This is a genomic window from Ornithinicoccus hortensis (assembly GCF_006716185.1).
GTDB classification, from domain to species: domain Bacteria; phylum Actinomycetota; class Actinomycetes; order Actinomycetales; family Dermatophilaceae; genus Ornithinicoccus; species Ornithinicoccus hortensis.
This window is the reverse complement of sequence record NZ_VFOP01000001.1, coordinates 2,569,842-2,594,383: the sequence shown is the minus strand read 5'-3', so window position 1 is coordinate 2,594,383 and position 24,542 is coordinate 2,569,842. Positions and strand designations below refer to the sequence as shown.

Here is a 24,542-nt window from a genome sequence, read left to right as displayed (position 1 = left end):
TGATGGCCAAGAAGACCAAGAGCGGACGTAACCGCACCTCGATCAGGACCATCATCGCCCTGGGCTTCATCATCGCCCTCGTCTTCGGCGGCGTCGGTGCCGCCAAGCTGTGGAGCAACCCCCCGGGCCAGCTCACCCCGCTCTTGGGGTTGGACCTGGCCGGCGGACGCCAGATCGTGCTGGAGCCGGTCGTGGAGGGCGATGCCGACATCAGTGCCGAGACGGTCGACCAGGCCATCGACATCATCCGGCGCCGGATCGACGGCAACGGCGTCGCCGAGGCCGAGGTGTCCCGCCTGGGGGCCACCAGCATCTCGGTGGCGATCCCCGGCAACCCCACCCAGGACCAGCTCGATGCGTTGAGCCGCTCCTCCCAGCTGCAGTTCCGCGCGGTCCTGGTCGCGCAGGCCACCCAGCCGATGGAGACCACCCCGCCGACGCCCACCCGTGAGCTGCCGATGCCCACCGGGTCCACCGACGACCCCGCGGCCACCGGCGACGAGGCCACCGACGACGCGACCGGCGGCGAACCGTCCGTGAGCGTGCCCGAGGGGAGCGGGGAGGACGGCGCGACCGTCACCGACGGCGCCTACCCCGAGGGCCTGCTCGCAGCCGGTGACGCGGCGGACGAGGCCACGGCCACCGATGCCCCCGGGGCCACCGGCGCCGACGACGAGCAGACCACCGACGACGCCGTGTCCACCGAGGGCCCGGAGGACACGGACCTGCCGACCCCGACGGACGCCAGCGACCTGGCCTGGGTCACCCCCGAGCTGCAGCAGGAGTTCATGGACCTGGACTGCTCGGACCCGGAGGCCGCCTACGACGCGACCAGCGAGAACCCCGCCGTGGCGACGGTGGCCTGCTCCTCCGGCGGCCTGGAGAAGTTCATCCTCGGCCCCTCCGAGGTGACCGGCGCGTCGGTGACCGACGCGTCCTCCGGCCTGGAGATGGGCCAGGCCGGCCCGACGGGTCGGGTGCAGGTCAGCCTCACCTTCGACGCCGAGGGCACCGAGGCGTTCCGCGAGATCACGGCCCGGCTGGCCGCCATCTCCAAGCAGGACGCTCGCAACCGGTTCGCGATCGTGCTGGATCGCGAGGTGATCTCGGCGCCGGGAGTCAACGAGGCGATCCCGAACGGCACCGCGAGCATCGCCGGCGGCTTCACCAACGAGTCCGCCGAGCTGCTGGCCAACCAGCTGAAGTTCGGTGCGCTGCCGATGTCCTTCACCATCCAGACCAGCGAGCAGATCAGCCCCACCCTCGGCGGCGAGCAGCTCCGGCTGGGCATCATCGCCGGCATCATCGGTCTGGTGCTGGTCTTCATCTACTCGCTGTTGCAGTACCGCGCCCTGGGCCTGGTCACCGTCGGCTCGCTCCTCGTGGCCACCGCGCTGACCTACGGGACCATCACACTGCTCGGCACGACCCACAACTTCAGACTCACCATGGCCGGGGTCACGGGTGTGATCGTGGCGATCGGTGTGACCGCGGACAGCTTCATCGTCTACTTCGAACGGATCAGAGACGAGGTCCGCGCCGGGCGACCACTGCGGTATGCCGTGGACACCGGCTGGCGGCGCGCCCGCGGCACGATCATCATCTCCGACGCGGTCAACCTGATCGCCGCCAGCGTGCTGTACTTCCTGTCCGAGGCCGGGGTGAAGGCCTTCGCGTTCACGCTGGGCCTCACCACGGTGATCGACCTGTTGGTCGTCATCATGTTCACCCACCCGGTCGTCAGCATCCTGGCCAACACCGAGTTCTTCGGGCAGGGCCACAAGTGGTCCGGGATGGACCCGGAGCGACTGGGTGCCAAACGGTCCACCTACCTGGGGCGCGGCAGGTTCTCCGCGCCCGAGCCCAAGAAACCCCGGCACACCCGCGAGGAACTCGAGGGAGGGATCGTCTGATGGCCAGTTTCGCCCAACTCGGCAACGACCTGTTCACCGGCAAGCGGTCGGTGGCGGTCGTCGGCCGCCGCAACGTCTGGTACGGGATCGCGGGCATCCTGCTCGTGGTCTCCTTCCTCGGCATCTTCGGCCGGGGGCTCAACTTCGGCATCGAGTTCACCGGCGGCACCGAGCTGCGGGTCGGCGGGGTCTCCCAGATGGAGGACTACGAGTCGCGGTCCGATGAGGTGGTCAGCGAGATCGCGCCCTCCTCGGGCGAGGTCGCCGCCACCACCATCGGCACCGAGACCATCCGGATCCAGACCGGGGAGATGACCCCGGAGCAGGCCAACCAGAGCGCCGCCGCCCTGGCCGAGGAGTTCGGTGTCCCCGGCGACAACGTCACCAGCTCGCTGGTGGGTCCGTCGTGGGGTGACACCGTCACCACCAAGGCCATCCAGGCCCTCGTGGTCTTCCTCCTGCTGGTCACCATCGTCCTGGCGTTCTACTTCCGCACCCTGAAGATGGCGGTCGCGGCGCTCGTGGCGCTGCTGCACGACGTGGTCTTCACCGTCGGCATCTACGCCCTGGTGGGCATCGAGATCTCCCCGGCGTCGATGATCGGCTTCCTGACCATCCTCGGCTACTCGATCTACGACACGATCGTGGTCTTCGACAAGGTCAAGGAGAACACCGAGCACGCCTTCGACACCAAGCGGCAGACGTATGCCGAGGCGGCCAACCTGGCGGTCAACCAGACGATGATCCGGTCGATCAACACCTCTGTGGTGGCCCTGCTGCCGGTGGCCGCGATCCTGGTGGTCGGCATCTTCTTCATCGGTCCGGGCACGCTGCTGGACCTGTCCACCGCGTTGTTCATCGGAATCGCGGTCGGCACCTACTCCTCGATCTTCATCGCCACCCCGCTGCTGGTGCACCTGCGCCAGAACGAGGAGGAGATCAAGGACCTGGACAAGAAGGTGGCCCGCAAGCGCCGCCTCGAGCCGGACCCCGAACCCGCGGTCGAGGCCGACCCGGAGGTGGAGGTCGACGAGGTCGGTGCCCCGCTCGCGGCCAACGTCGCCGGCACCGGCGCGGACGAGGAAGCCGGCTCCCCGGCCCGTGCGGAGGGTCAGCCGAGCACCACCGGCCGGCAGATCCACCCGATGGCCCAGCGGGGACCCCGCAACCAGCCGCGGCGGGCCCCCCGCTCCCGGCGCTGAGCGGGACGCGCCGAGGAGCGAGATGTCGAGCACCGACCAGGCGGGACAGGAGTCCCACCACGACGAGTCGCTGGCCCGCGACGTGGACGCCGCGTTGCGTTCCATCCCGGACTTCCCCGAGCCCGGGGTGGTGTTCAAGGACTTCACGCCGGTGCTGCTGGACCCGGCGCTGCGGACCCGGGTGGTCCGGGACGTCGTGCGGCGGCACCGCGGCGGCGTCGACGTCGTCGTCGGCATCGAGGCGCGCGGCTTCATCATCGGCGCCGTCGTGGCGCACGAGCTGGAGGTCGGGTTCGCCCTGGTCCGCAAGGAGGGCAAGCTGCCCGGCGCGACCCACTCGGTCAGCTACGACCTGGAGTACGGCAGCGCCACGGTCGAGGTCCACGAGGACGCGATCCGGCCCGCACAACGGGTGCTGGTCGTCGACGACGTGCTGGCCACCGGCGGCACCGCGGCGGCCACCTGCGACCTGGTGGAACGCTGCGGCGGCAGTGTCGTCGGGGTCGAGGTGGTCCTCGAGCTGGGCTTCCTGGACGGCCGTTCCCGGCTGGGCGACTACCCCGTCACGGCACTGTTGACCGACTGAGCCGCGGAGCGGGCCTAGAATCCCCCTATGAGTGAGGACGGCGTCTCCCCGACCTCCTCCCAGGGCACGGGTGTGCGCGCGCGACTGGCCCGGCTGGGAGGGGCCCGCCCCGGGGTCAACCCGGTGCTGGAGCCGCTGCTGCGCGCCGTCAAGGCCACCCACCCCAAGGCGGACCTGTCACTGATCGAGCGCGCCTACACGGTGGCCGAGAAGGCGCACCGCGGCCAGCTGCGCAAGAGCGGCGACGCCTACATCACCCACCCGCTGGCCGTCTCCACCATCCTGGCCGAGCTCGGGATGACCCCCTCGACCATCGCCGCGGCGCTGCTGCACGACACGGTGGAGGACACGGCATACACCCTCGAGGACCTGACCAAGGACTTCGGCGAAGAGATCGCCATGCTGGTCGACGGGGTGACCAAGCTGGACAAGGTCAAGTACGGCGAGGCCGCCCAGTCCGAGACCGTGCGGAAGATGATCGTGGCCATGTCGCGGGACATCCGGGTGCTGGTGATCAAGCTGGCCGACCGGCTGCACAACGCCCGGACCTGGCGCTACGTCTCGGCCGAGTCCGCGGCCCGCAAGGCGGCCGAGACCCTGGAGATCTACGCCCCGCTGGCGCACCGGCTGGGGATGAACACCATCAAGTGGGAGCTGGAGGACCTGTCCTTCGCCCAGCTCTACCCCAAGGTGTACGACGAGATCGTCCGGATGGTGGCCCAGCGCGCCCCGGCGCGCGAGGAGTACCTGGCCAAGGTGCGTCAGCAGATCTCGGCCGACCTGAAGTCCTCCAAGATCAAGGCGGTGGTCACCGGCCGGCCCAAGCACTACTACTCGGTCTACCAGAAGATGATCGTGCGGGGCCGCGACTTCGAGCAGATCTACGACCTGATCGCGGTGCGCGTGCTGGTCGACACGGTGCAGGACTGCTACGCGGTGCTGGGGGCGCTGCACGCCCGGTGGAACCCGGTGCCGGGGCGGTTCAAGGACTACATCGCGATGCCGAAGTTCAACATGTACCAGTCGTTGCACACGACGGTCATCGGCCCCGACGGCAAGCCGGTCGAGATCCAGATCCGGACCCACCAGATGCACCGGCGGGCCGAGTACGGCGTCGCCGCGCACTGGAAGTACAAGGAGGACGGTCCCAGCGGCGGCAAGATCACCACGGGCGCCGACGGCGGCACCGGCCCGATGGAGGGCATGGAGTGGCTGCGCCAGCTGCTGGACTGGCAGCGGGAGACCTCCGACCCCGGGGAGTTCCTGGAGTCGCTGCGCTTCGAGATCAGCGCCGCGGAGGTCTACGTCTTCACCCCGGGCGGGGACGTCATGGCGCTCCCGTCGGGGGCCACGCCGGTCGACTTCGCGTATGCCGTGCACACCGAGGTGGGCCACCACTGCGTCGGGGGACGGGTCAACGGCAAGCTGGTCCCGCTGGACAGCAAGCTGGTCAACGGCGACGTGGTGGAGATCCTGACCTCCAAGTCCGACAGCGCCGGCCCCAGCCGGGACTGGCTGGGCTTCGTCACCAGCGCCCGCGCCCGCAACAAGATCCGCCAGTGGTTCTCCAAGGAGCGCCGCGAGGAGGCCATCGAGTCCGGCAAGGAGCTCATCGCCAAGGCGATGCGCAAGCAGAACCTCCCGCTGCAGCGGCTGATGACCCACGAGACCCTGGTGGCCGTCGCCTCCGACCTCCGGCACAACAGCATCGACGCGCTGTATGCCGCGGTCGGCGAGGGCCATGTCTCGCCCGAGCACGTGGTCAAGCAACTGGTCGCCACCGTCGGCGGCGAGGACGCGGCCACCGAGGACCTGGCCGAGGCGACCACCCCGCGGCGGGCCCGCCCGCAGCAGCAGTCGGTCGACCCTGGTGTCACCGTGGTCGGGGCGGACGACGTGTGGGTCAAGCTGGCCAAGTGCTGCACCCCGGTGCCCGGCGACCCGATCATGGGCTTCGTCACGACCGGCAACGGGGTGTCGGTGCACCGCACCGACTGCAACAACGTCGAGGGCCTGCAGCGCTACCCCGAGCGGATCATCCCGGTCGCGTGGGCGCCCACCGAGTCCAGCGTCTTCCTGGTGCAGCTGCAGGTGGAGGCGCTGGACCGCCCCGGGCTGCTCTCCGACGTGACCCGCGCGCTCACCGAGCACCACGTCAACATCCTGTCGGCCAGCGTGCAGACCAGCCGGGACCGGGTCGCGCTGTCCCGGTTCACCTTCGAGATGGCCGACCCCAGCCACCTGGAGTCCGTCATCCGCGGCGTGCGCCGGGTCAACGCCGTGCTGGACGCCTACCGGATCACCGAGACCAGCTCGGACCCGGAGCGCCGAGGCCGCAACGCCTCGTAGTTGGTCTCCTAGCCGCGTGCCGAGGGCGGGGACAGGAAGGCGGCCAGCGCCGCGGCATACATCGCCTGGTCGGCGACGCCGGCCAGTTCCCTGGTGGAGTGCATCGACAGGGTCGGCGCACCGAAGTCGACCGTGGTCGCCCCGGTCAGCGCCGACGTGACGGGCCCGACGGTCGAGCCGCACGGCAGGTCGGTCCGCGAGACGAACGTCTGCACCGGGACCCCCGCCCGCTGGCAGGCCTGGGTGAAGGCGGCGGCGCCGCGGGAGTCCGTGGCGTAGCGCAACTGGGCGTTCACCTTGAGCACCGGCCCGCCGTTCATCCGGATCCGGTGCGTCGGCTCGTGCCGGTCGGCGTAGTTCGGGTGCGTGGCGTGCGCCATGTCGCCGGAGGCGACCACCGACCCGGCCAGCGCCCGGTGGTAGTCCTCTCGGCCGCCGCCGGCCGCCAGCACGATCCGCTCCAGGGTCGCCGGGAGGTAGCCGGACTGCGCCCCCCGCTCGGAGGTGCTGCCCACCTCCTCGTGGTCGAACAGCACGAGCACCGGCACCACCGCCGGGCCGTCGTGGTGCTCCACGGCGTCCACCAGGGCCCGGATGCCCGCGTAGCAGGTGGCCTGGTTGTCCAGCCGGGCCGAGGCGACCAGGTCGGCGTCCCGCCCGATCCGACGGGCCGGGGTCAGGTCGTGCGTCATCACGTCCCAGGCCAGCACGTCGGCGGACCGGGCCCCGACCAGCTCGGCCAGGTAGCCGCGGAAGTCGCCCGGCTCGGTCCCCAGGCCCCAGTGCGGGGCCAGGTGCTGTTGCGCGTTGAGCCGCAGACCCTCGGTGTTCACCGTGCGGTCCAGGTGGACCGCCAGCTGGGAGACCCGCAGCACCGGGTCGTCCACCCGGACCAACTGCTCGCGTATGCCGTCCCCGTCCCGGAGCGCGACACGGCCGGACAGCCCGAGGTCACGGTCCAGCCAGGAGTTGAGCAGCGGGCCGCCGTACACCTCGACCCCGAGGGTCTGCCAGCCGGCGCTGGTGCCGTCGGGCTGCGGCTTGACCCGCAGGTTGGGGGAGTCGGTGTGCGCCCCGACCACCCGGAACGGCGTCGCCGGACCGTCGGCGAACTCCGAGGACCACGCCACCAGCGAGCCCCCACGCACGGTGAGGTAGCGGCCCGGCTCCATCGGGGTGGGATCGGTCTCCGACACCTCGGTGAATCCGTGCCCGGCCAGCAGCTCGGCCGCGGCTCGGACGGCGTGGAACGGGGAGGGGGAGGCGTCCAGGTAGGCGCACAGCCCGGTGGCGACGTCGTCGACGTCGAAGCGTTGCAGCACCACCGGCTCAGCCGCCGAACTCGGCCAGGCCGCCGCGGGCGGACTCCAGCCAGGTGCGACGGGCCTCGAGGGCCTGCTCCGCCTCCGCGATCTTGCGCTCGTCACCGGTGGCCCGGGCGCTCTCCAGGTCCTGCTCCAGCCCCTGCACGGCGCGCTCGAGCTGGTCGACCATCGACTGGGCGCGGGCGGAGACCTCGGGGTTGGAGGACTGCCACTTCTGGTCCTCGACGTCGCGCACCGCCTGCTCGACCTTGCGCAGCCGGCCCTCCACGCGGGACATCGCCTCGCGGGGCACCTTGCCCGCCGCGTCCCACCGGTCCTGGATGCCCCGCAGCGCGTTCTTCGCCGCGTCCAGGTTGCCCGCGTCGACCGGCAGCAGGGCCTCGGCCTCGACCAGCAGCGCCTCCTTGACCTCCAGGTTGGCGGTGAACGCCTTGTTCTCCTCGGCCACCACCTCGTCTTTGGCGGCGAAGAAGGAGTCTTGGGCGGTCTTGAAACGTTCCCAGAGCGCGTCGTCGTCGCCCCGCTGGGCGCGGCCGGCGCGCCGCCAGTCCTGCATGAGCCGCTTGAAGGCCCCCGCGGTCGGTCCCCAGTCCTTGCTGGTGGCCAGCTTCTCGGCCTCCTCGACCAGCCGCTGCTTGACCCGCTTGGCCTCGGCATGCTCCTCGTCGAGCTGGCTGAACCACGTCTTCCGGGTCCGGTCGAAGCTGCTGCGCGCCCCGCTGAACCGCTGCCAGAGGGCGTTCTCCACGTCCTTCTCCAGGCGGGGTCCGGAGCGCTGCATGCCCTTCCACTCATCCAGCATCGCCCGCATCCGGGTGCTGGCGGCCTTCCACTGCACCTTGGCCGGGTCCTGGGCCGCCAGCTTCTCCGCCTCGACCACCAGGGCCTCGCGCGCCGCCCCGGCCTCGGCCCGTGCGGCGGCCCGGGCCTGCGTCTCGACGGCCTGCTTGGCGCTCACCGCGGTCTCGATCCGGCCGACCAGCGCGGCCAGCGCCGGCAGGTCGCCGACCACGTTGGCCTCGCCGATCTGCTCGCGCAGCTTGGCCAGGGACTCCCGGGCGTCGTGCGCCGACAGGTCGGTCTGGGTGACCCGCTGCTCCAGCAGCACGGCGTTGGCCGCGAGCTCGTCGTACTTGCGCGCGAAGTAGGCCAGGGCCTCCTCGGGCGGCTGCCCGGGGTAGGAGCCGACCGCACGTTCCCCGTCATCGGTGCGCACGTACACGGTGCCGTCCTCGGCGACGCGGCCGAACTCGGCCGAGTTGCTTACCGGTTCGGCCGCCGGGGCCGGGGGTGCGACAGGGTGCACCGCGGCCTTGCGTCCGGCCAGTGCCGCCGGTGACGGGGCCTGGGGCCTGGGCTGCGGTTTGGGCTGTTCACTCACGAATCCGGTGCCTTCTCCTCGGTGATCTCGACCGAGAGGATGCTGATCGGCTGCACGGGCAACCCATCGGCTCCTCCACCGTCCACGCCCTGCTCGGCGATGTGGTCGATGACGTCCATTCCACTGGTGACCCTACCGAAGATGGTGTAGCCACCCCCGGCCACGGGCAGTTCCGTGTCGTCGAAGACGATGAAGAACTGCCCCCCGTTGCTGTTCGGGTCGTTGCTCCTGGCCATCGCCACGGTCCCGCGCGGGTAACGGCCGTCCTCCGGGGCGTTCTCCAGCCCGAAGGTGTAGCCCGGTCCGCCCCGCCCGGTGCCCGTCGGATCCCCGCACTGCAGCACGAAGATGCCCGCGGTGGTCAACCGGTGGCACGGGCTGGCGTCCCAGTAGCCCTCACCGGCCAAGAAGTCGAAGGAGGCGACCGTCACGGGGGCCTTGTCCCCGAAGAGCTCGAGCTCGATGTCCCCGCAGGAGGTATGCAGCACCGCCCCGTGCACCGTCCCCTCCGTCGCCGAGGGGGCCTGCTGGGTGCCGAAGGTCGGCACCGTCGAGGGGAGAGCGGGCGGGTCGACGCACTCGCCGGTGTTCACCACGGGGGCCGAGACCTGACCGTCGGAGGTCTCGTCCCCACCCTCGGCGTCCACGGAGGCGCACCCGGCCAGGAGGGCGATCGCGGCGACCGCGACGACCCGCATCACGCGACGTGGCCGCAGGGTCATGGATCTCCTTCCGGCAGCCATCGCTGACCTGGGGGACGGTGGTCGGCCGCCAGTGTAGGCAGCCGGACTCGGGGGTCGGGTCACGGGCGGATTGCGGTTTGGACACGATCGGGATGAGGTAACTTCCGGCGTTGTTCTGGTCCCGCGCCCCGGCGCTCGGCGGCACCTTTCGCGCTCGTTAGACTCGCCGACGTGATCACGCCGCGCACACCCTCCGGGGTCCTCGAACTGCTGCCCGCCGAGCAGATCGCCTTCCAGCGGATGCTGGACGTGATCCGCTCGGCCTACGAACGGTTCGGGTTCCTGCCGATCGAGACCCCCGCATACGAACTCTCCGAGGTCCTGCTGACCAAGACCGGCGGGGAGACCGAGCGCCAGGTCTACTTCGTGCAGTCCACCGGCGCGCTGGAGAAGTCGGCCGCGGGGGAGACCACCGGCCTGCCGGAGATGGCGCTGCGCTTCGACCTGACCGTGCCGCTGGCCCGCTACGTGGCCGAGCACGAGCACCAGCTGACCTTCCCGTTCCGCCGCTACCAGATGCAGCGGGTCTACCGGGGCGAGCGCGCCCAGCGGGGCCGCTACCGCGAGTTCTACCAGTGCGACATCGACATCATCGGCAAGGACGAGCTCAGCCCCCGGCACGACGCGGAGTTCCCCGCCGTAATCCACCAGGTCTTCACCGACCTGGCGATCGGCCCGTTCACCATCCAGCTGAACAACCGCAAGCTGATGCGCGGCTTCTTCGAGGACCTGGGCATCGCCGACGGCGACCTGCAGGCCCGGGTGCTGCGCGAGGTGGACAAGCTGGACAAGCGCGGGCCGGACTACCTGCGCACGACCCTCACCGGTGAGGGGTTCGGGCTGTCGGCCGACGCCGTCGAGCAGGTCCTGGACTTCGTGGCCGTCCGGTCCACCTCGCACGAGGACGCGCTGGCCCGGCTGGACGACGTGGTCGCCCGCTCGGCGGGCTCCGCCGCGCTGGCCGAGGGTGCCGCCGAGCTCAAGGTCGTGCTGGACCTGGTCCGCGCCCTCGGGGTGCCGGAGGGGGACTACCGGCTGAACTTCTCGATCGCCCGCGGGCTGGACTACTACACCGGCACCGTCTACGAGACCACCCTGGACGAGCACCCCGAGATCGGGTCGATCTGCTCCGGGGGGCGGTATGACGACCTGGCCGGGCAGTACACCAAGTCCCGGCTCCCCGGGGTCGGCATCTCGATCGGCCTGAGCCGGTTGTTCTGGCAGCTGCGCGAGGCCGGCCTGGTGCACGCCGCCGAGTCGACCGTGCAGGTGCTGGTCCCGCAGATGGACCCGGACCTGCTCCCGCAGACCCTCGCCCTGGCCACCGAGCTGCGCCAGGGCGGGATCAACACCGAGTCGGTGCTGGACGGCGGCAAGCTCGGCAAACAGCTGAAGTATGCCGACCGCGCCGGCATCCGCTTCGTAGCGATCCTGGGCCCCCAGGAGGTCGAGGCCGGGACCGTGACCGTCAAGGACCTGCGCCGGGCCGACCAGTTCTCGGTCCCGCAGGACGAGGTGGTCCGGGCGCTGCGGGTCGAGCTGGCCCAGCCGCTCGAGCTCACCTGAGCTGGCCTGCCCGCCACGTGTCTGACCACGCCCCATCGTGTGTTAGCGTGATAGCGCACTGTTACGTCATGACACGGGAGAGCCACGCAGATGAAGCGACGGGAACACCTGGGTGAGGCCGAGTGGGCCGCCCGGACCCGCGAGTTCCTCGCCGAGGCGCTGAGCGCCATCAGCGACCCGGCCGAGATGTCGGCCTTCCTGGACGACCTGTGCACCCCCGCCGAGCTGGAGGCCCTGGCCGACCGCTGGGCCGTCGTGCCGCTGCTGGCGCACGGGACCCCCTACCGGCAGATCCACGAGGAGACCGGGGTGAGCGTGACCACCATCGGTCGGGTGGCCCGCTGCTGGGAGCACGGGGCCGGCGGCTACCGCGCGGCGTTGTCCCGGCATACCGGCGGCGCCCAGCCGGCCACCGGCTGACCAGCGTCGACCCCAGACCGCCGAGCCACCACGGCTCCGGCACGCCAGCCACCGCCGCCCGGTCGTCGAGGACCGGGCCCACCAGCCCCACGGAAGGTCTCATGACCCCGCCTGCCATCACCCGCGACCGCCTCCGGGTCGCCATCCAGAAGTCCGGCCGCCTGGCCGACCCCGCCCGCGACCTGCTCGCCAGCTGCGGTCTCACCTGGCGGGAGAGCCGCGACAAGCTCTTCTGCTACGGCGAGTCCCTGCCGGTCGACCTGCTCCTGGTCCGCGACGACGACATCCCCGGCCTGATCGCCGACGGCGTCTGCGACCTGGGCATCGTCGGACGCAACGTCGTGGTCGAGTACGACCTCGGGCGACAGGCAGGCGGGGCACCCGGCGCCCTGGAGGAGTGGCGCCAGCTGGGCTGGGGCACCTGCCGCCTCGACATCGCCATCAACGACGACGAGCGGTGGGCCGGCGCCGAGCAGCTCGCCGGCAAGCGGATCGCCACCTCCTACCCGCACACGCTGGGCCGGTGGCTGTCCGAGCGTGGAGTCGAGGCCGACATCGTCACCCTGTCCGGCTCGGTGGAGATCGCCCCGCGCCTGGGCCAGGCGGACCTGATCTGCGACCTGGTCTCGACCGGGGGCACCCTGGCCGCCAACAACCTCAAGCCGGTCGAGACGCTGCTGCACTCCGAGGCCGTCATCGCCGGACCGACCCACCCCCTGGAGGATGGCCGGGCCGACATCGCCGACATGCTGCTGCGCCGGATGGACGGCGCCCTCCGCCTGAAGGAGACCCGCCTGCTCATGCTGCGCGCCGGGCGCGACGTGCTGCCCGAGGTGCTGGGCAAGCTCCCCGAGGGCGGCGAACCCACGGTGCTCCAGGTCGACGGCCGCGACGAGGTCTCGGTCCAGGTGCTGTGCCACAACGCGGTCTCCTGGCAACGCCTGGAGGACCTCAAGCGCGCCGGCGCCCACACCCTGATGGTGCTCCCGGTCGAGGGGATGCTGCCGTGAACGTCACCACCTGGTCCGAGCTCGACCCCGCCACCCGCGCCGAGACGCTGCGCCGGGCCACCGCCGGCGCCGGCCCCGAGGTCACCGCCGCGGTAGCCGACATCGTGCAGGCCGTCCGCACCCGGGGCGACGCGGCCCTGGCGGAGCTCGGCGCCCGGTTCGACGGGGTCACCCCGCCCTGGCTGCGGGTGCCCGCGGACGCGATCGCCGAGGCGGTCGCCACGGTCCCGGCCCCGTTGCGGTCCGCGATCACCGCGGCCGCGACCCGGATCCGGGCCTTCCACGAAGCCGGGATGCAGTCCGACTACGCCGTCGAGACGGCCCCCGGGGTCACCTGCCGCCGCGTCGTCCGCCCCATCCGCCGGGTCGGGCTCTACGTCCCGGCCGGCACCGCCCCGCTGCCCTCCACCGCGCTGATGCTCGGCATCCCCGCCCAGCTGGCCGGTTGCCCCGAGGTGGTGCTGTGCACCCCGCCGGGTCGCGACGGCCGCCCCAACGCCAGCGTCCTGGCCGCCGCCGCCGAGTGCGGCATCGACACGATCGTGGTCGCCGGCGGGGCCCAGGCGATCGCCGCGCTGGCCTACGGCACCGAGTCGGTCCCGCGCTGCGACAAGATCTTCGGCCCCGGCAACGCCTACGTCACCGAGGCCAAGCGCCAAGTGTCTACCGCCGAGGGCGGGCCCGGCATCGACCTGCCGGCCGGGCCGTCCGAGGTGCTGGTCATCGCCGACTCCGGGGCCGACCCCGAGTTCGTCGCCGCCGACCTGCTGTCCCAGGCCGAGCACGGCCCCGACTCCCAGGTGCTGCTCCTCACCGACGACGCCGCCCTGGCCCGCGCCGTCGCCGACCAGGTCGAGGAGCAGGTCGACCAACTGCCCCGCGCCGAGATCGCCCGCAAGGCGCTGGCCTCCAGCCGGCTGGTCGTGACCGAGGACCTCGCAGAGGCCTTCACGATCAGCAACGACTACGCCCCCGAACACCTCATCCTGGCGCTGCGCGACCCCGGGTCCTGGGTGGACCGGGTGGAACGCGCCGGCTCGGTCTTCCTGGGGGACTGGGCCCCGGAGACCCTCGGCGACTACTGCAGCGGCACCAACCACGTGCTGCCCACCGCCGGCGCCGCCCGGTGGACCGGCGGGGTGGCCGTGGCCAGCTTCCAGATCGCCATGACGGTGCAGTCGGTGACCCCCGACGGCCTCGCCGAGGTCGGCCCGTCCGCCGTGGAACTCTCCGGCGCCGAGGGCCTGATCGGCCACCAGGCGGCCGTGACCCGGCGACTGGCCCGGAGACCCTCGTGAGCGCGACCGCCACCCCGTTCCCGCGCGAGCTGGTCCGCGAGGACCTGCGCGACTTCGCCGGCTACTCCTCGGCGCGCACCAGCTGGGCGGGCACCGCCCGGATCTGGCTGAACGCCAACGAGGCGGCCCGGGCCAACCACGCCGACCCCGAGGACCTCCTGCGCCGCTATCCCGACCCCCAACCGGCACCGTTGGTGCGCGCGCTCGCCTCGGCATACGGCGTGGACCCGGCGGACCTGGTCGTCGGCCGGGGGAGTGACGAGGCCATCGAGCTGCTGGTCCGCGCCCTCTGCCGGCCGGGCGGGGACGGCGTCGTGGTCTCCTCACCCACCTTCGGGATGTATGCCGTGAGCGCCCGGTTGCACGGGGTGCCGCTGCACGACGTGCCACAGCGCGACCTCGGCGACCGGTTCGAGGTCGACGCCAACGCCCTGACCCGGACGGTCCGCGAGACCGGCTCCCGCGTGCTCTTCCTGACCACCCCCGGCAACCCCACCGGCAGCACCGTCCCCCTGGCGACGATCGGGGCGCTGGCGAGCGACCTGGCCCGGTCGGCGGTCGTCGTGGTCGACGAGGCCTACCAGGAGTTCGCCTCCGGCCCCTCGGCGATCACCCTGCTGGGTGACCACCCGAACCTGGTCGTGCTTCGCACCCTGTCCAAGGCGCACGCCCTCGCCGGTGCCCGGGTCGGCGTCGCCATCGGCCACCCGGACCTGGCCGCCGTGCTCCGCCGGGTGCAGGCGCCCTACCCGGTGCCCGAGCCCGTGTCCCGCCTGGCCCTGGCCGCGCTCGAGCCGTCCGCCCTGTCCGACACCGCGGCCCGGGTCGTCGCCACCATCGCGGGCCGTGACCGGCTCCGCGACCTCCTGGACCGCAGCGACCTGGTCGAGCAGGTCTACGCCTCCGAGGCCAACTTCGTCCTGGCCCGGGGCGCCGCGGGGCCGCTGCTGGAGACCCTCGCCGGGACTGGCATCGTGGTCCGCGACATGCGCCACCAGGTCGAGGACGCCGTGCGGGTCAGCGTGGGCACCGACGCCGAGCTCGACGAGGTCGCCCGCGCCCTTCACCTCACCCCCGCCCCGACAACCCAAAGGAAGCCATGAGCATCGCCCGCCCCGTCCTGTTCGTCGACCGCGACGGCACCCTGATCGAGGAGCCGGCGGACTTCCAGGTCGACGCCTACGACAAGCTGCGCCTGGTCGAGGGCGTCATCCCGGCGCTGCTGCGGCTGCGCGACGCCGGGTGGGACTTCGTGCTGGTCAGCAACCAGGACGGCCTGGGCACCGACAGCTTCCCGCAGGCCGACTTCGACGGCCCGCACGAGCTGTTGCTGCAGATCCTGGCCAGCCAGGGCATCACCTTCCGCGCGCAACTGATCGACGGCACCCGCCCGGAGGACAACGCCCCCACCCGCAAGCCGGGCACCGCGATGTTCACCGACCTGCTCAAGGACCGCACCATCGACTGGGACCGCAGCGTCGTCGTCGGGGACCGGGAGACCGACGCCCAGCTGGCCGCCAACCTGGGCCTCACGGCATACCTGGTCCCCAGCCGGGCCACGGAGGAGACGACCGACACGCTGGACTGGGCCGAGATCGCGCACCGCCTCGTCGACCGTCCCCGGATCGCCACCGTCCAGCGCGACACCAGCGAGACCCAGATCCGGGTCGAGGTCGACCTGGACAAGCCCGGCACGATCGAACTGTCCTCCGGCGTCGGCTTCCTGGACCACATGCTCGACCAGCTCGCCAAGCACGGCGGGTTCTCGCTGAAGGTGCACTGCGACGGCGACCTCCACATCGACGAGCACCACACCATCGAGGACGTCGCCCTGGCCCTGGGTCAGGCCCTCGACCAGGCGCTCGGCGACAAACGGGGGATCGGTCGCTACGGCTTCACCCTGCCGATGGACGAGGCCCACGCCCAGGCGGCGCTGGACTTCTCCGGCCGGCCCTACCTGAAGTTCGAGAGCACCTTCGACCGCGAGCGGGTCGGGGACTTCCCGACCGAGATGGTCGAGCACTTCTGGCGGTCGCTGTGCGAGTCCGCCCGCCTCAACCTGCACCTGAGCGTGACCGGCGACAACGCCCACCACGTCATCGAGTCCGGGTTCAAGGCGGTCGCCCGCGCGATGCGCCAGGCGCTGCGCGTGGAGGGCGCCGAGCTGCCCTCCACCAAGGGCGTCCTGTGACCACCAGCGTCGCCCTGGTCGACTCCGGCGGCACCAACATCGGCTCGGTCCGGTATGCCCTGGACCGGCTCGGCGTGCGCTCCGCCCTCACCGCGGACGCGGCCACGATCACCGCGGCCGACCGGGTCATCCTGCCCGGTGTCGGCGCCGCGGGTCCGGCCATGCGCCGCCTCCACGACGCCGACCTGGTCGAGGTGCTCCGTGGCCTGGAGCAGCCCCTGCTGGGGGTCTGCCTGGGCATGCAGCTGCTCTTCGAGTCCTCGGCCGAGGACGGCGGCACGCCCTGCCTGGGGCTGCTCACCGGCCAGGTCGTGCCGATCCCCGCGACCCCCGGCGAGCGGGTCCCGCACATGGGATGGAACACCCTGGACGTCCTCCGCGAGGACCCGAGCCTGCACGGCATACTGGCCGGTTCACGGGCCTACTTCGTGCACAGCTATGCCGCACCGGTCACCGAGGACACCGTGGCGGCGACCACCCACGCCGGCCGCTGGACCGCCGTCGCCCGGCGGGGCAACTGGTGGGGCGCCCAGTTCCACCCGGAGCGTTCAGCCGACGTCGGCGCCCGTCTCCTGACAAACTTCGTGTCGGAGGTTCCCGATGAGTGAGTTCACCGTCTACCCGGCCATCGACGTCCTGGACGGTCGTGTCGTCCGGCTGCACAAGGGCGACTACGAGAAGGAGACGCGCTACTCCGACGACCCGGTCGCCGTGGCCGACGGGTATGCCCGGGCCGGCGCCCGCTGGATGCACCTGGTCGATCTGGATGCCGCCCGCGCCGGTGGCTACACGCTGGCCGAACGGCTCGAGCAGATCGTCGAACGCACCGGCCTGCAGGTGCAGACCGGCGGGGGAGTGCGCACCGCCGACGACGTGCAACGGCTCCTCGACGCCGGGGCGTCCCGCGTCGTGGTCGGGTCGATGGCGGTCCGCGAGTCCGAGGAGGTCGCCACCTGGCTGGAGCGGTTCGGCCCGGACCGGATCACCGTCGCCCTCGACACCCGGGCCAGCGAGGACGGCGCCTGGGTGCTGCCGATCTCCGGGTGGACCTCGGTCGCGGAGAAGGACCTGCCCACCATGTTGCACACCTATTCCGAGGCCGGTCTCCGGCACCTGCTGTGCACCGACATCGGCCGGGACGGCACGCTGAGCGGGCCCAACATCAACCTCTACACCTTCCTGACCCACGCCGTCCCCGACCTGCAGATCCAGGCCTCGGGCGGGATGCGCCACGTCCACGACCTCCGCAGCTGCCGCAAGGTCGGCTGCGCCGGCGCGGTGCTCGGCAAGGCGCTCTTCGAGGGCCGGCTGACCGTCACCGACGCCGTGGCCGAGGAGGAGGTCGCGTGACCCTGGGCCGCCGGATCATCCCCTGCCTCGACGTCCGCGACGGCCGCGTCGTCAAGGGCACCCGGTTCCGCGACCACGTCGACGTCGGCGACATCGTCGAACTCGCCACCCGCTACCGCCACGAGGGTGCCGACGAGCTGGTCTTCTACGACATCACGGCCAGCCCGCAGGGACGACGCGTCGACACCGACTGGGTCCGCCGCGTGGCCAAGGTCATCGACATCCCGTTCTGCGTCGCCGGCGGCATCTCCTCGGTCGAGGACGCCCGCGCGGTCCTACACGCCGGGGCGGACAAGGTCTCCGTCAACACCCCCGCCACCCAGCGTCCCGAACTGGTCCGCGAGCTGGCCCGCGAGTTCGGCGTCCAGTGTGTCGTGGTGGGCGTCGACAGCCTGCGCGACGACGACGGGCAGTGGCGCATCCGGCAGTTCACCGGCAACCCGGACCAGACCCAGGCCCTCGAGGTCACCACGCAGGACTGGGTCCAGCGGGTCCAGGAACTCGGTGCCGGCGAGGTGGTCCTCAACTGCATGGGTAGCGACGGCGTCCGTCAGGGGTATGACGTGGAGCAGCTCGCCAGCATCCGTCAGGTCTGCGCGGTGCCCCTCGTCGCCTCCGGTGGCGCCGGGGCGATGGAACACTTCCGCGACGTCTTCACCACCGCCGACGTCGACGCCGCTCTCGCCGCCAGCGTCTTCCACTCCGGCGCCATCCCGATCCCCGACCTCAAGCGGTACCTGGCCGCAGAGGGCGTCGAGGTGCGCCCCGCTGCGCCCTCGCTCGGTGGCCCCGCCCAGGAGTCCGAGGGAGCCCGCGCATGACCGCCTTCAACAACCCCGGCGGCCCGACGGTCCAGGACGTCGACTTCGCCAAGCAGGACGGACTCGTCCCCGCCATCGTGCAGCACGCCACCACCGGGCAGGTCCTGATGGTCGGCTACCAGGACCAGGCAGCCCTGCAGGAAACCCTCGAATCGGGCTTGGCCACCTTCTTCAGCCGCAGCCGCGGCACCCGGTGGGTCAAGGGGGAGACCAGCGGCCACACCCTCACCGTCCGCTCGGTCCACCTCGACTGCGACCGGGACACCGTGCTGATCCTCGCCGAGCCCGCGGGCCCGACCTGCCACACCGGTGCCGACAGCTGCTTCGACGAGCCGGGCGCTCCGGCAACTTCCGCCCCGTCGGCCGCACCGTCGGCCCACTTCCTCGCCGAGCTGGACGCCCTCGTCGCCGCTCGGCATACCGAACGCCCCAACGGTTCCTACACGACCGAGCTGTTCGACTCGGGCACCCGCCGGATCGCCCAGAAGGTGGGGGAGGAGGGCGTCGAGACGGCCCTGGCCGCCGTCGCCCAGGAGGACGACGACCTCACCGGCGAGGCGGCCGACCTCGTCTACCACCTGCTGGTGCTGCTCCGTAGCCGCGGTCTGGGTTGGTCGGACGTCGAGCAGGTGCTCCGCGACCGGCACCGGCTGCCGCGCGGCCGGTGACGTGCGGCGCGGCCGGTGAGGTGGCCCGCGTCAGCCGATGAGCTTGTCCAGCCGCTCCTGGAGCAGCGGTCGTCGGTCGTCGTTGCCGTGCAGCGCCACGTAGTGGGCGCCGAACACCGCGAGCAGCGCATCGTCCAGCCTGCGCACGGCACCCGGGGGATAGCGGTAGCCCATCCGGTCGGTGATCGCGGCACTGTCCACGGAGGCCAGCAGCCCGCTCAGCTCCTCGAGCGAGGTGATCCCGAGCTCGAGCAGTAGTCCCGAGATCCACGAGTAGTGGTCGGTCTTGGACCAGCCAGCGTCGGCGAACTGCCCAGCCAGGAAGGTCGCCAGCTCCTTCGCCCCGATCCGCGGGTCGCTGGGGTCCTGCTCGCTCTGCTGGTCGGTCAGCGTCTCCTGGATCCGGTCCCGGATGGCGGTGAACTCCCGGTCCGCCAGCTCCAGCAGGCCGGCCGCCAGGGTGAACCTGCGGTTCAGGTCGGGCGCGTGCTCCTCGGGCAGGTGTCCCTTGTAGCGGATGTCGTGCTCGAACTCTGCCCAAGCATGCTGCAGGATCGTCCGGACCTGCAACGACAGGCTGCGACCGCGCAACATCTCGTCCTCGGGCGCCAGCTCAGCCGAGGGGTCCAGGGAGACCAGGATGTGTCGGCTGTTGTAGCCCCACTGGCCCTCCGCCGCGGTCTCCCGGCCCATGTCCCGGTCGTCCAGGACGGTGAGCTCGGCCGACACCAGCTCGGCGACCGCCGCGACGTCCGTGGCCAGGTACGTGATCACCCGGACACCCATCTGGTCGGTGATCTCCCGCAGCGGGTCCCGGTAGAGCGGCACCCCGTCCTCCTGCCGCACCGCCTTGCCCGCGAACGAGGCGACGCTCTTGGTCCGCCCGGTGACGCTGAGGTAGTTGATGCCGGCATCGTCCAGCATCCGGGTGATCAGCGACGTGAACCGCTCGGTGGCCTCGGACAGCTCCGGGAACCTCGCCGCGTAGTCACGCACCGCGTGCCGCACGATGTCCTCACCCTGCTGCTGCCGCTGCCGCTGTCGCGCCCCGCGGCTCCCGCTCCGTTCCATGGGAACAGCCTGCACTACCGGACACGAACTCGTGGCGCACGTGCCGTACCCGGACACCAGGCGTGCGGCCCCGCCCGGGACACCCACCTGGGCGTGCCGGTGTCCCGGGCGTGCCGGTGTCCCGGGCGTGCCGGTGTCCCGGGCCCCGATCTGGGGTCCGGGTGTCCGGCGTTATGGGTGGTTGAGCAGGGCTGGGGTGGGTGCCACCCCGAGATCTCGGGGTGGTCGGTATCGGGTGTTGCGGGCCCAGGTGGTGCCTCCGGGGGCCCGGAATTCGGGGATCCCGTCGCCGGGGTGGAATCTGATTTGCCAGTGTTGGTCGTGGATCAGGTGGTGGTGGAACGCGCAGAGCATCACGCCCTGGTCCAGGTTCGTCTCGCCCCCGGTGGACCAGGGGTTGCCGGCGTGGTGGAACTCACACCACCCCGGGGGTCGGTCACAGCCGGGCATGGCGCATCCTTGGTCGCGTTGCCCGATCCCGATCCGTTGGTGCTTGCTGAACAACCGGCGCAGGGTCCCGTGGTCCAACGGCAGGCTCTTGCCGTCGAAGACCTGGGGCAGGATCTGTTGGGTGCATGCCAACCGGCGGATCTGTCCGGCGGTCAACCGGATGCCGGTGGAGGTCGTGCCGCACCCGGTCCCGGTGGCTAGTTTCTCCTGGGACAGGGAGACCGCGACCACGGCCGTCGAGCCACCGGACTGGACGAACCCGTCGGTCGGGGTGTGCTCGATCAACGCGCAGAACGCCTGCCCCAGTTTCTGCGGGTAGGACCGGTCATCACCCGGACCACCCGGACCATCAGAGCCGCCGGGGCCGCCGGTGGGGGTGGTGGTGTGGAGGTGGTTGCGGCGGGGTGAGGCGACCGCGTCCAGGATGGTCTTGAGGAGCTCGCCCTGGACGGTGGGGATCGTGAAGCCGCCCTGGTAGGTGCCCTCACCGGTCTCGCGCATCCAGAACGTGGTCAGGGACCGGGCGCGGCGTTCCCGACGGGCCACGATCTGTTCCTCATCGGCATCGGTCTGCTCCGGGGTGGCCCTAAAGACCTCGCTGATCCGGTCGCCCCTGGCCCGCAGGTCCCGCAGGCTCATCGTCCCGGCCTGGCCGAGCAGGGTGGTCTCAGCCGCCTCCCGCTCCTCGGGGGTCACGTCCTGAGGCAGATCCTTGAGGATCTTGCCGATCACCCCGGCCTGGGCCCGGGTGATCTGCCCGGCACCGAACGCGTCCTCGGTCGCATCGGCGCGTGCTTGCTGCAGGGTGTCGCCGAGCCGGACCAGTTCATCGCCCTCGCGCCGGTCCCCGCCGAAGTCGGCCCCGAGTAACGACCCCGTCGAGGCCGCGCCCTCCGCCTTCGCCGTGCCGGCCGTTTCCAACACCCGTGCGGCGGCCATCTTGTGTGCCGAGACCTGCTCGGCCACCCGCGACAACCGGGCATACAACGCCCGCACCGCTGGTGCCTCCAACCCCGCCCACGCCTGACGCGACACCGCACCCAGCGCGGCCTCCACCCCCGCCACCATCGCCTCCACCGGATGCGGCAGTGGGTCGGCACCCTGCCCCGGGGCGGCCTGGGTGGGTCCAGAGATCTGAGACGGCCCGGCGAGCTGAGACGCCCCGGGCAGCACCATCGGCGCTTCCTCCTGCGGCTGTACCGCCATGCCCCTCACCACCCTCCGGCATCCCACCTGCCACTCCGACCAACGCCCTTCCCCGGGACCCTGATCGAATCTTTGTCCTAATCTAACTCACCCACCCGACACTCGTCAATACGTTCGACGAAAAAATGTTCGACAATTTTCGGGAGCCACCAAAGCAGCACGCAGCAGCCCCCGAAGACCGCGCAGCCAAGGCCTCCGTCACGCCGGACGTGGAGCCGGCAGGAGACCGGCGCGTCGCAGCTCGAGCGAGGCGAGGGCCGCCACGACCTCGGGGTCGCCCTCACGCCACCCCGCGGCAGCATCGGGGCCGACCTCGGCGAGCCGTCGGGGTGACTGGTTCACCAGGGCACGCAGGGCGAGCAGTTCACGGTCCCCGGCGACGGCGCGCGAGCGGGCGAGTGCCGTCATACGGCGGACGCTGCGGAACCGGAGGACGAGGTAGAGCCCGCCCACGAGGAGGATCGGCAGCCCGGCCACGGCGACCGACAACAGCCAGGCAAGACTGGTGACCCCCTCGTCCAGCCGTTGTCCTGCGGTCACCAACCGGTCGCCGGCCCCGGCGGCGCCCAGCAGGGGAGCCTCCAGGCGACTGCCCACCAACGGGATCTCGACCGCGTTCGCGGCGACGTCCTCAATTCGGCCCGACCAGGTCGAGCCCGCGTCCTGAAGCGGCTCGGCAGGGGCCGCCAGGAGTCGCACGACCCCGAAGACGGCCCGCCCGACCAGGATCCACAGGGCGACCCACGCCAGCAGGAGGAGGTCCCCGCCCATCTGGCGACTTCGCCGACCGGACGTCTCTGCATACCACTTCATGGTGTCCTCCTTCTGGGTCCACCGGCCTGTCTCGGTCACGTTGTCGGTGGCTGACTCCACAATGGCCCCATGGCGACCCAGACCGCTACGCCGACGCCCCGCCAGAGTGCGCTGGCCAGGGCTGCCCGTGGCTGGATTGACCACCTGCGGGTCGAGCGTGGCGTCTCCCAGCACACGCAACAGGCCTACTCGCGCGACCTGCGTCGGTACATCGCCTTCCTCGAGGCCCAGGGGATCGAGCGGCCCGAGGACGTGGGGGAGGCCAACGTCGCGGCCTTCCTCACCCACCTGCGGGAGGGCAGCGAGACCCACCCGCCGTTGGCGGCCTCGTCCGCGGCCCGCACCCTGGTCGCCGTGCGGGGCTGGCACCGGTTCCTCGCCGTGGAGGGGGACACTGCTGCCGATCCCGCCCGGGAGGTGGCACCGCCAGTGCCGGCGCGTCGGCTGCCCAAGGCGATCTCACTCGACCAGGTCGAGGCGCTGCTGGACGCCGCGGCGGTCGGGGACACCCCGGCCTCGCTGCGTGACCGTGCCCTCCTGGAGGTCCTCTACGGGTGCGGGGCGCGGGTCAGCGAGGCGATCGGTCTGGACATGGACGACGTCGTGTCCGGCGACGGGGAGGACGCCGGCCTGGTGCGCCTGTTCGGCAAGGGGAACAAGGAGCGGGTCGTCCCGCTCGGCCGGTACGCCCAGGAGGCGCTCGATGCCTGGCTGGTGCGGGGACGGCCGGCGTTCGCCACCAAGGGCAAGGGGACTGCCGCCGTCTTCCTCAACCAGCGCGGCGGTCGGCTGTCCCGGCAGAGCGCCTGGAACATCATCCAGGCCGCGGCGGACCGGGCCGGCCTCTCCGGACACCTGAGCCCGCACACCCTGCGCCACTCCTTCGCCACCCACCTGCTCGACGGCGGCGCCGACGTCCGCGTGGTCCAGGAGCTGCTCGGCCACGCCTCGGTGACCACGACCCAGATCTACACGCTGGTCACCGCCCGGCACCTACGCGAGGTCTACGCCCAGGCGCACCCCAGGGCCCAGTGACCGGGCGCCGGCGCTGTGCTGTGGTGCCGTGGGCGTCGCGGTGCGGCCACGGTCGGGCATTTCCCCGTATGCCGCGAGCCGGCCCGGGCGGTGCCCGCACCCGGGAAGCCCGGCAGGTGAGGCGCCCGGCGTTGGCCGGTCGTGCCCGGGGCGGTTAGGGTCGACTCGATCGGCGGGATGCCGACCACGACAGGTGAGGGCGGAGTGAGTGTGACATCGGAGGCGACGACCCACGACGCGGCGCGCGCGGGCGGCGGCAAGCAGCATGACCGGTTGCCGGGGACCGAGACGGTCGGATCCGGCCAGATCGGCCCGACGGGACGACCGATGCCCGACTTCCCGGTGCCCGAGCCCCTGACGGGGCACGGTCCGGCGCGGGTGATCGCGATGTGCAACCAGAAGGGCGGGGTGGGCAAGACCACCACGACCATCAACCTGGGTGCCGCCCTGGCCGAGTACGGCCGCAAGGTGCTCCTGGTCGACTTCGACCCGCAGGGTGCCCTGTCCGTCGGGCTCGGCGTGCGCACCCACGAGCTGGACCACACGGTCTACAACCTGTTGGTCGAGCGCGGCCACGACGTGCGCGACCTGATCCAGGAGACCCGCGTCGACGGCCTCGACCTGCTCCCGGCCAACATCGACCTGTCGGCGGCCGAGGTGCAGCTGGTCGGCGAGGTGGCGCGCGAGCAGGTGCTGATGCGGGTGCTGCGACCCGTGATGGACGACTACGACGTGGTCCTGATCGACTGCCAGCCGTCGTTGGGCCTGCTCACCGTGAACGCGCTCACCTGCGCCCACGGCGTGATCGTGCCCCTGGAGACCGAGTTCTTCGCGATGCGCGGGGTCGCCCTCCTGATCGACACGATCGACAAGATCACCGAGCGGCTCAACCCGCGGCTGCAGATCGACGGGATCCTGGCGACGATGTTCGACAGCCGGACCCTGCACTCCAAGGAGGTCGTGCGCAGCGTCGTCGACCACTTCCAGGACACCGTCTTCCACACGGTCATCAGCCGCACCGTGAAGTTCCCCGACGCGACCCTCGCAGCCGAGCCGATCACCTCCTACGCCAGCACCCACAGCGGGGCCGAGGCCTACCGCCAGCTGGCCCGAGAGTTGATCTCGCGCGGCGGCGCCCCCTGAT

The 24,542-nt window shown here is 71.6% G+C and carries 22 protein-coding genes; 16 read left to right on the top strand and 6 right to left on the bottom strand.

Going from position 1 to position 24,542, the window contains the following annotated elements:
• Positions 1–2 precede the first annotated feature (2 nt).
• From secD to FB467_RS12115, 4 genes are read left to right on the top strand one after another with little or no spacing between them, the layout of a single operon-like run.
• Positions 3–1,913, top strand: a complete 1,911-nt coding sequence (gene secD, locus FB467_RS12130) for a protein translocase subunit SecD (RefSeq protein WP_141785328.1) — start codon at positions 3–5, stop codon at positions 1,911–1,913.
• Complete coding sequence (gene secF, locus FB467_RS12125) at positions 1,913–3,115, top strand: protein translocase subunit SecF (protein WP_141785327.1); 1,203 nt, start codon at positions 1,913–1,915, stop codon at positions 3,113–3,115. Before secD ends, secF begins: the two co-directional genes overlap by 1 nt.
• Before the next feature lie 22 nt (positions 3,116–3,137).
• Positions 3,138–3,701 (top strand): adenine phosphoribosyltransferase, encoded by a 564-nt coding sequence (locus FB467_RS12120; RefSeq protein WP_141785326.1) that lies wholly within the window; start codon positions 3,138–3,140, stop codon positions 3,699–3,701.
• Positions 3,702–3,728: 27 nt separating this feature from the next.
• Positions 3,729–6,050, top strand: coding sequence for a RelA/SpoT family protein (locus FB467_RS12115; protein WP_141785325.1), 2,322 nt, complete (start codon positions 3,729–3,731; stop codon positions 6,048–6,050).
• Positions 6,051–6,058: 8 nt separating this feature from the next.
• Here the strand turns inward: FB467_RS12115 and FB467_RS12110 are convergent, their stop codons facing one another.
• The 3 genes from FB467_RS12110 to FB467_RS12100 are packed head-to-tail and all read right to left on the bottom strand — an operon-like array spanning position 6,059 to position 9,478.
• Positions 6,059–7,372, bottom strand: coding sequence for a M18 family aminopeptidase (locus FB467_RS12110; protein ID WP_141786638.1), 1,314 nt, complete (start codon positions 7,370–7,372; stop codon positions 6,059–6,061).
• 7 nt (positions 7,373–7,379) lie between these two features.
• The gene (locus FB467_RS12105) at positions 7,380–8,756 is read right to left on the bottom strand and encodes a DUF349 domain-containing protein (protein ID WP_170230699.1); all 1,377 of its coding nucleotides are present in this window, start codon (positions 8,754–8,756) and stop codon (positions 7,380–7,382) included.
• On the bottom strand, positions 8,753–9,478 hold the full coding sequence (locus FB467_RS12100) for a peptidylprolyl isomerase (protein ID WP_228393420.1): 726 nt from the start codon (positions 9,476–9,478) through the stop codon (positions 8,753–8,755). Before FB467_RS12100 ends, FB467_RS12105 begins: the two co-directional genes overlap by 4 nt.
• Positions 9,479–9,670: 192 nt before the next feature.
• On the opposite strand from FB467_RS12100, the gene hisS reads away from it, so the two are divergent.
• From hisS to hisIE, 10 genes are all read left to right on the top strand, one after another.
• Positions 9,671–11,065 carry a histidine--tRNA ligase gene (gene hisS, locus FB467_RS12095; protein ID WP_141785324.1) on the top strand — a complete coding sequence of 465 codons (1,395 nt, stop codon included), beginning with the start codon at positions 9,671–9,673 and terminating at the stop codon, positions 11,063–11,065.
• Positions 11,066–11,155: 90 nt separating this feature from the next.
• A complete protein-coding gene (locus FB467_RS12090; RefSeq protein ID WP_141785323.1) occupies positions 11,156–11,485 on the top strand; it encodes a YerC/YecD family TrpR-related protein in 330 nt (109 codons plus the stop codon).
• 101 nt (positions 11,486–11,586) lie between these two features.
• On the top strand, positions 11,587–12,495 hold the full coding sequence (hisG, locus tag FB467_RS12085; RefSeq protein ID WP_141785322.1) for an ATP phosphoribosyltransferase: 909 nt from the start codon (positions 11,587–11,589) through the stop codon (positions 12,493–12,495).
• Positions 12,492–13,793: a histidinol dehydrogenase gene (gene hisD, locus FB467_RS12080; RefSeq protein ID WP_141785321.1), complete on the top strand. Its 1,302-nt coding sequence runs from the start codon at positions 12,492–12,494 to the stop codon at positions 13,791–13,793. The genes hisG and hisD overlap by 4 nt, the downstream gene beginning before the upstream one ends.
• The gene (gene hisC / locus FB467_RS12075; protein ID WP_141785320.1) at positions 13,790–14,896 is read left to right on the top strand and encodes a histidinol-phosphate transaminase; all 1,107 of its coding nucleotides are present in this window, start codon (positions 13,790–13,792) and stop codon (positions 14,894–14,896) included. The genes hisD and hisC overlap by 4 nt, the downstream gene beginning before the upstream one ends.
• Positions 14,893–15,984, top strand: a complete 1,092-nt coding sequence (hisB, locus tag FB467_RS12070) for a bifunctional histidinol-phosphatase/imidazoleglycerol-phosphate dehydratase HisB (RefSeq protein ID WP_141785319.1) — start codon at positions 14,893–14,895, stop codon at positions 15,982–15,984. Before hisC ends, hisB begins: the two co-directional genes overlap by 4 nt.
• Entirely contained in the window at positions 15,981–16,592 is a 612-nt protein-coding gene (gene hisH, locus FB467_RS12065; protein ID WP_141785318.1) for an imidazole glycerol phosphate synthase subunit HisH, read from the top strand. The genes hisB and hisH overlap by 4 nt, the downstream gene beginning before the upstream one ends.
• The gene (gene hisA, locus FB467_RS12060; RefSeq protein WP_141785317.1) at positions 16,585–17,334 is read left to right on the top strand and encodes a 1-(5-phosphoribosyl)-5-[(5-phosphoribosylamino)methylideneamino]imidazole-4-carboxamide isomerase; all 750 of its coding nucleotides are present in this window, start codon (positions 16,585–16,587) and stop codon (positions 17,332–17,334) included. Before hisH ends, hisA begins: the two co-directional genes overlap by 8 nt.
• Positions 17,331–18,155, top strand: coding sequence for an imidazole glycerol phosphate synthase subunit HisF (hisF, locus tag FB467_RS12055; protein ID WP_141785316.1), 825 nt, complete (start codon positions 17,331–17,333; stop codon positions 18,153–18,155). Before hisA ends, hisF begins: the two co-directional genes overlap by 4 nt.
• A complete protein-coding gene (hisIE, locus tag FB467_RS12050) occupies positions 18,152–18,823 on the top strand; it encodes a bifunctional phosphoribosyl-AMP cyclohydrolase/phosphoribosyl-ATP diphosphatase HisIE (RefSeq protein WP_141785315.1) in 672 nt (223 codons plus the stop codon). The genes hisF and hisIE overlap by 4 nt, the downstream gene beginning before the upstream one ends.
• A gap of 30 nt (positions 18,824–18,853) precedes the next feature.
• Here the strand turns inward: hisIE and FB467_RS12045 are convergent, their stop codons facing one another.
• The 3 genes from FB467_RS12045 to FB467_RS12035 all read right to left on the bottom strand — a co-directional run bounded on the left by FB467_RS12045 (position 18,854) and on the right by FB467_RS12035 (position 22,363).
• Positions 18,854–19,894, bottom strand: coding sequence for a GTP pyrophosphokinase (locus FB467_RS12045; protein WP_141785314.1), 1,041 nt, complete (start codon positions 19,892–19,894; stop codon positions 18,854–18,856).
• A gap of 171 nt (positions 19,895–20,065) precedes the next feature.
• Positions 20,066–21,550: an HNH endonuclease signature motif containing protein gene (locus FB467_RS12040; protein ID WP_141785313.1), complete on the bottom strand. Its 1,485-nt coding sequence runs from the start codon at positions 21,548–21,550 to the stop codon at positions 20,066–20,068.
• A 198-nt stretch (positions 21,551–21,748) separates the two neighbouring features.
• On the bottom strand, positions 21,749–22,363 hold the full coding sequence (locus FB467_RS12035) for a hypothetical protein (protein ID WP_141785312.1): 615 nt from the start codon (positions 22,361–22,363) through the stop codon (positions 21,749–21,751).
• A 69-nt stretch (positions 22,364–22,432) separates the two neighbouring features.
• On the opposite strand from FB467_RS12035, the gene xerD reads away from it, so the two are divergent.
• Together xerD and FB467_RS12025 are read left to right on the top strand one after the other, a co-directional pair.
• Positions 22,433–23,398 carry a site-specific tyrosine recombinase XerD gene (xerD, locus tag FB467_RS12030; RefSeq protein ID WP_141785311.1) on the top strand — a complete coding sequence of 322 codons (966 nt, stop codon included), beginning with the start codon at positions 22,433–22,435 and terminating at the stop codon, positions 23,396–23,398.
• Between the two features lie 327 nt (positions 23,399–23,725).
• Positions 23,726–24,541: a ParA family protein gene (locus FB467_RS12025; protein ID WP_228393257.1), complete on the top strand. Its 816-nt coding sequence runs from the start codon at positions 23,726–23,728 to the stop codon at positions 24,539–24,541.
• The last annotated feature ends 1 nt before the right edge of the window (position 24,542 follow it).

Coding starts and splice junctions, on each gene's coding strand:
- hisG (WP_141785322.1), top strand. CDS start 11,587: ATGACCCCGCCTGCCATCACCCGCGACCGCCTCCGGGTCGCCATCCAG.
- hisB (WP_141785319.1), top strand. CDS start 14,893: ATGAGCATCGCCCGCCCCGTCCTGTTCGTCGACCGCGACGGCACCCTG.
- hisA (WP_141785317.1), top strand. CDS start 16,585: ATGAGTGAGTTCACCGTCTACCCGGCCATCGACGTCCTGGACGGTCGT.
- secF (WP_141785327.1), top strand. CDS start 1,913: ATGGCCAGTTTCGCCCAACTCGGCAACGACCTGTTCACCGGCAAGCGG.
- FB467_RS12090 (WP_141785323.1), top strand. CDS start 11,156: ATGAAGCGACGGGAACACCTGGGTGAGGCCGAGTGGGCCGCCCGGACC.
- secD (WP_141785328.1), top strand. CDS start 3: ATGGCCAAGAAGACCAAGAGCGGACGTAACCGCACCTCGATCAGGACC.
- FB467_RS12040 (WP_141785313.1), bottom strand. CDS start 21,550: ATGGCGGTACAGCCGCAGGAGGAAGCGCCGATGGTGCTGCCCGGGGCG.
- FB467_RS12120 (WP_141785326.1), top strand. CDS start 3,138: ATGTCGAGCACCGACCAGGCGGGACAGGAGTCCCACCACGACGAGTCG.
- FB467_RS12100 (WP_228393420.1), bottom strand. CDS start 9,478: ATGACCCTGCGGCCACGTCGCGTGATGCGGGTCGTCGCGGTCGCCGCG.
- hisIE (WP_141785315.1), top strand. CDS start 18,152: ATGACCGCCTTCAACAACCCCGGCGGCCCGACGGTCCAGGACGTCGAC.
- FB467_RS12025 (WP_228393257.1), top strand. CDS start 23,726: ATGCCCGACTTCCCGGTGCCCGAGCCCCTGACGGGGCACGGTCCGGCG.
- xerD (WP_141785311.1), top strand. CDS start 22,433: ATGGCGACCCAGACCGCTACGCCGACGCCCCGCCAGAGTGCGCTGGCC.
- FB467_RS12115 (WP_141785325.1), top strand. CDS start 3,729: ATGAGTGAGGACGGCGTCTCCCCGACCTCCTCCCAGGGCACGGGTGTG.
- FB467_RS12035 (WP_141785312.1), bottom strand. CDS start 22,363: ATGAAGTGGTATGCAGAGACGTCCGGTCGGCGAAGTCGCCAGATGGGC.
- FB467_RS12045 (WP_141785314.1), bottom strand. CDS start 19,894: ATGGAACGGAGCGGGAGCCGCGGGGCGCGACAGCGGCAGCGGCAGCAG.